This is a genomic window from Curtobacterium sp. MCBA15_009 (genome assembly GCF_001864895.1).
In the GTDB taxonomy this organism is placed as follows: domain Bacteria; phylum Actinomycetota; class Actinomycetes; order Actinomycetales; family Microbacteriaceae; genus Curtobacterium.
In genome coordinates this window covers 220,078-224,777 of sequence record NZ_MJGO01000002.1, presented here as the reverse complement: position 1 = coordinate 224,777, position 4,700 = coordinate 220,078, and the positions used below count along the sequence as shown (strand labels likewise).

Annotated in this window: 6 protein-coding genes; 4 read left to right on the top strand and 2 right to left on the bottom strand. The window is 72.7% G+C overall.

Going from position 1 to position 4,700, the window contains the following annotated elements; translation table 11 throughout:
• Positions 1-102 precede the first annotated feature (102 nt).
• Positions 103-1,110, bottom strand: coding sequence for an iron-siderophore ABC transporter substrate-binding protein (locus BIU97_RS01590; RefSeq protein ID WP_071256808.1), 1,008 nt, complete (start codon positions 1,108-1,110; stop codon positions 103-105).
• A 46-nt stretch (positions 1,111-1,156) separates the two neighbouring features.
• Here BIU97_RS01590 and BIU97_RS01585 point away from each other — a divergent pair, with 46 nt between their 5' ends.
• Positions 1,157-2,020, top strand: coding sequence for a shikimate dehydrogenase family protein (locus tag BIU97_RS01585; protein WP_071256810.1), 864 nt, complete (start codon positions 1,157-1,159; stop codon positions 2,018-2,020).
• A gap of 22 nt (positions 2,021-2,042) precedes the next feature.
• Here the strand turns inward: BIU97_RS01585 and BIU97_RS01580 are convergent, their stop codons facing one another.
• Positions 2,043-2,429, bottom strand: coding sequence for a YchJ family protein (locus BIU97_RS01580; protein ID WP_071256814.1), 387 nt, complete (start codon positions 2,427-2,429; stop codon positions 2,043-2,045).
• Positions 2,430-2,538: 109 nt separating this feature from the next.
• Here BIU97_RS01580 and BIU97_RS01575 point away from each other — a divergent pair, with 109 nt between their 5' ends.
• The 3 genes from BIU97_RS01575 to BIU97_RS01565 are packed head-to-tail and all read left to right on the top strand — an operon-like array spanning position 2,539 to position 4,654.
• Entirely contained in the window at positions 2,539-3,228 is a 690-nt protein-coding gene (locus tag BIU97_RS01575; protein WP_071256815.1) for a hypothetical protein, read from the top strand.
• A gap of 2 nt (positions 3,229-3,230) precedes the next feature.
• Complete coding sequence (locus BIU97_RS01570) at positions 3,231-3,869, top strand: hypothetical protein (protein ID WP_139195845.1); 639 nt, start codon at positions 3,231-3,233, stop codon at positions 3,867-3,869.
• 53 nt (positions 3,870-3,922) lie between these two features.
• Positions 3,923-4,654: an SOS response-associated peptidase gene (locus tag BIU97_RS01565; RefSeq protein ID WP_071296887.1), complete on the top strand. Its 732-nt coding sequence runs from the start codon at positions 3,923-3,925 to the stop codon at positions 4,652-4,654.
• Positions 4,655-4,700 lie beyond the last annotated feature (46 nt).

The window sequence follows — 4,700 nt, the reverse complement described above, 5'->3', positions numbered from 1 at the left end:
GGTCGGCCGTGCGCGTTCGTCGTCGGAGCAGGCAGGCTCGGAGCAAGCAGGCTCGGAGCAGGCAGGCTCGGAGCAGGCAGGCTCGTCGCAGGCGAGCTCGTCCTAGCCGAGCTTCTCCTCGAACTGGGCGGGCAGCTTGTCGAGCGCCCACTCGATCGCGGCCGTGGTGCCCATCGAGAACGCCGAGGACACGTCCGCGTCGTCGAAGACGATCGAGTGGCCGGCCTCGACCGACGGCACCTTCTGGAAGAGCTTGTCGGACTCCGCCTTCGACGCGTCGACGTAGATCGGCAGGATCAGCGTGAGGTCGGCGTCGAGCAGGTCGAGGTTCTCGTCGGACAGCGAGACCGAGAAGGCCTTGCCGGCCTCATCGTCGATCGCCGACGGGATCGTGAAGCCGAGGTTCTCCATGAACTGCGAGCGGCTGTCGGCCGAGGCGTAGGCACCGAAGCCCTCGGACGTGTAGGCGCCGACGACGGCGGTCTTGCCCTCGAAGTCCGGGTGCGCCTTGCGGGCGGCTGCGTACGCGTCGTCGAGACCGGTGAGCAGCTTCTTGCCCTCGGACTCCTTGCCGAGCGCCTTCGCGATCATCGTGGTCTGCTGCTCGGTCGTCGTCAGGTAGTTCTCGCCACCCTTCGGGATCGCCACGGTCGGCGCGATGGCGGACAGCTTGTCGTAGCGGTCCTTGTCGCCCGACGACTTCACGTCGAGGATCAGGTCCGGGTCGAGCTTGAGGATGTCCTCGTAGCTCGGCTCGAGCGTCTGGATGATCTTCGGCGACTTCGTGTACGCACCCTTGAGCCACGGGCCGACGCCGTCGCCGCCGAACGCGAGCCAGTCGCTCGCACCGACGGGCTGCACGCCGAGCTCGAGCGCCGTCTCGGCGTCACCCCAGCCGAGCGCGACGACACGCTTCGGCTGCGACTCGATGGTCGTCGTCCCGAGGGCGGTGGTGATGGACACGGGGAAGGCCGCGTCGGACGAGCCCGACGACGAGGTGTCCGTCGACGAGTCGGAGCCGGAGGCGCACCCGGCGAGGACGAGGGACGCGGCGACGACGGCGCCGGCCGCGGCGAGCACGCGTCGGAAGCGGAGGGGAGAACGATTCACGAAGGGTAGCCTAACCTAAACAGCACCACCGAGTACCCTCGAGCACGTGGCGCCCACTGATCCCGGCCGCACGCACCTCGCGGTGCTCGGCTCCCCCATCGCACACTCGCTCTCGCCCACGTTGCACGCTGCGGCCTACGACGCACTCGGCCTGTCCTGGACGTACGGGAGGCACGAGGTCGCCTCCGGTGGGCTCGACGCATTCGTCGCGGGGCTGGGTCCGGAGTGGCGCGGACTGAGCCTCACGATGCCACTCAAGCGCGAGGTCCTGCCGCTGCTCGACCGGACGACCCCGCTCGTCGACGAGCTCGGCGTGGCGAACACGGTCGCGTTCCGGACGGTCGGCGACACGGTGCTTCGCTGCGGGGCGAACACCGACGTGCAGGGACTCGTGCGCCCGGTCGAGGCGCTCGGCCACCTGCCCGGCGAGGCGACGGTCCTCGGCGGCGGTGCGACCGCGACGAGCGCCCTGACGGCCGCGGTCCGGCTCGGGGCCGAGCTCGTGCGGGTGTTCCTGCGCGACACCGCGAAGGCCGGCCCGCTCGTCGACCTGGCCGTGCGGCTCGGCGTCTCGCTCGAGGTCCTGCCCCTCGACGACCTGGCCGGCACCCGGCACGGCTTCGTCGTCTCGACCCTGCCCGGCGGAGCGGCGGACGAGCTCGACCTCGTGCCGTCGGGTCCGGACGCCGTGCTGTTCGACGTCGCCTACGAACCCTGGCCGACCGCGGCGTCGACCCGCTGGTCGGCGGCGGGCGGGCGGGTGCTCAACGGCCTCGACATGCTCGCCGAGCAGGCCGTCGGCCAGATCCGCTTCTTCCTGACCGGCGACGAGGACGAGCTGCTGCCGGACGAGGCCACGGTCCGCCGTGCGATGCGCACCGCCGTCGGGCTCCCCGCCACGATCAGCTGACCGGACCGAGCAGGGGACGAGGTCAGCCGACCACCCCGTCGACGTAGGACCAGCGCCCGTGTTCGCGCACGAACGTGCTCGTCTCCTCGAGCGTGCCGCGGTCGTCGTCGCTCCGCCACCACGCGCGGAACGCGACGGTGCCGGTCGTGTCGAACGGGCCTCCCGCACTCGTCGACAGGACGTCGAGCCGGGTCCATCGCTGCTGCGGGTCGAGCTCGAGGTCGCTCGGTCGTGTGCGCGGGTGCCAGGTGCGCAGCAGGTACTCCGGCAGCCCGAGGGCGAACGCGCTGAACCGGGAGCGCATGAGCCGTTCGGCCGTGGGGGCCGCGGCGCCGGTGTGCAGGGGCCCGCAGCACTCGCCGTAGGGGTTGCCGCTCAGGCAGGGGCACCGGGTCGCGTCCGTGATCACGTCCGCACGGTACCCGAACGGGAGCAGGGCGCGGTACCCGGACGGGAGCAGGGCGCGGTACCCGGACGGGAGCAGGGCGTCGACCAGGCCGGTCCATTAGACATGACGTGTGTTCACCATCGGCAGGCAGGTGTACCGGGAGCGCCTCCCGGTGCTCGTCGACGACCGCATGCGTCGCCGGGTCCGGCTCGTCGGCGTCGTCGTCGGTGCGGTCGCGTTCGTCGGCCTGCTCCTGCTCGGCCTGCTGACCGACGTCGGCGAGGACCTGCCGCCCGTCGCCGGCATCGTCGTCGCCCTGCTGCTCGCCGTGGCGCTCGGCTGCTTCGGAGCAGGGCTGGTGCCCATCGGCCCGAAGGGGTGGGAACTGCCGCCGGTGCCGCGGATCGGTTGGCGCACGCAGGAGGCGATCGCCCGCTACCACCGCAGGAACCCACCCCCGGTCGCCCCGGAGCACCGCGACGCCGTGCTGCAGGGCATGCCCGAGACCCGCGACATGATCGTGCGTGTGGTCTTCCGCGGCAACCTGTTGCTCGCCGGCTGGGGCGTCGGGTTGCTCGGGACCGTGCTGCTCAACGTGTTCACGCTCTCGGCGGGCGACACCTTCACCGGGTTCATCCCGGTGTACTTCCTGATACCCGTGCTGTCGTCGTACCCGGCGATCGGCGGCGTCCGCCTGCTCGGCCGGCAGGAGCAGCTGCGCGTCGAGGCCGAGGCCCTGCCGCCCGTCCCACCGCCCCCGCCGGCCCGCGGCCGACCCGGTACGCCGAGCGGCAGCAAGCTCGCGCTGCCCGGGGAGTGACCGTGCTCGCGCTCGGGTGGCAGGTGTTCCGCCGGCATGCCTTCGACGTGCTGGACCGCCGCCGCGTCCGCCGGGCGGGCCTGTGGTCGGCCGGCACCGCGGTGGTCGCCGCGGCCGTGATGACGGTGCTGCAGGTACGACTCGGCTGGACGGGGACCGGTCCGGCCAGCAGCACGGCCGGCGTCGCCCTGCTGGCGGTCGGCGTCGGGCTGATCGTGTTCGCCTGTCTGCCGACGAGGCGCCCGCCGGACCCGTCGTCGACGATCAACGGCCGCCAGGTGTGGCCGACGGAGCGCGCCGCGGTGCGGGCGGCGGTGGAACCGTACCTGCTGCGACGGCCGCGCCCCGTCCGGCCCGAGGACCGCGAGGTCGTCCGCACCGACACCGTCCTGCTGCGCCGGAGCCTGATCGGCACGCTGCGCCGCGCGGCCCCGGCCGTCCTGTCGGTGGTCGCCGCGGTCGGTGCGCTCGTCGCGCTCGGTCAACTCCGGTGGTGGTACCTGGCCTGGGCCGCGGTCTGGGTCGGGCAGGTCCCCGAAGCGCTCGTGCGTCTCGGGCGTTCCGAACGCGCCCGCCGCGCCGCCGAGGCCGCCGAGCCCTCCGACCCCGCCGAACCACCCGAGGCGCAGACCGCTCACTGAGCAGGAGCACGAGCACCCGGACCGCACCCGCTCCGAGGGGCACACTGGACGGCATGTGTGGAAGGTTCGTCGTCTCCGACACCACGGCCGATCTGTTGCCCGAGCTGATCGGCGAGCTCGCCGACCGCACCGAGCACGTCGACGAGGACACCGGCGAGGTGCACGCCGGCCTCACTCCGAGCTGGAACGTCGCTCCGACCGACCCCGTGTACGCGGTGCGGCAGCGTCACGGCGAGCGGGAGCTCCCCCGGATCAGCTGGGGGTTCGTACCGAGCTGGGCGAAGGACTTCCGGACGCAGCGGCCGAAGCCGATCAACGCCCGGATCGAGACCGTGGCGACGAGCGGCATGTTCCGGCGGGCGTTCGCGTCGAACCGCTGCATCGTCCCCGCGCAGGGCTACTACGAGTGGGTGGTGCGCGAGGACGGCAAGGAACCGCACTTCGTGCACGAGCCCGGTGGCGCCCTGGCGATGGCCGGCGTCGTGAGCGCCTGGCCGGACCCGACGAAGCCCGAGGGCGATCCCGACAAGTGGCGGCTGTCGCTCGCGATCATCACCCGCGACGCACACGTCGCACCCGGCGAGGTGCACGACCGGATGCCCGCGTTCCTGACGCCGGACGGCTACGACACCTGGCTCGACGGGGACCGGCCCGCCGGTGACCTGCTGTCGCTGCTCGACGCCGAGTCGCTCACCGTGGCGGCCGGGCTCGAGCAGTACGAGGTGGCCCGCACGGTGAACAACGTGCGCAACGACGGACCGCACCTCGTCGAACCGGTCGCGTAGCGGCCGCAGCGGCCGCGCAGCGGCCCCGGACGGACAGGAGGCCCGG

What these genes read in the sequence shown, in the direction of transcription:
- BIU97_RS01565 (WP_071296887.1), top strand. Translation starts at nt 3,923, where the DNA reads ATGTGTGGAAGGTTCGTCGTCTCCGACACCACGGCCGATCTGTTGCCC.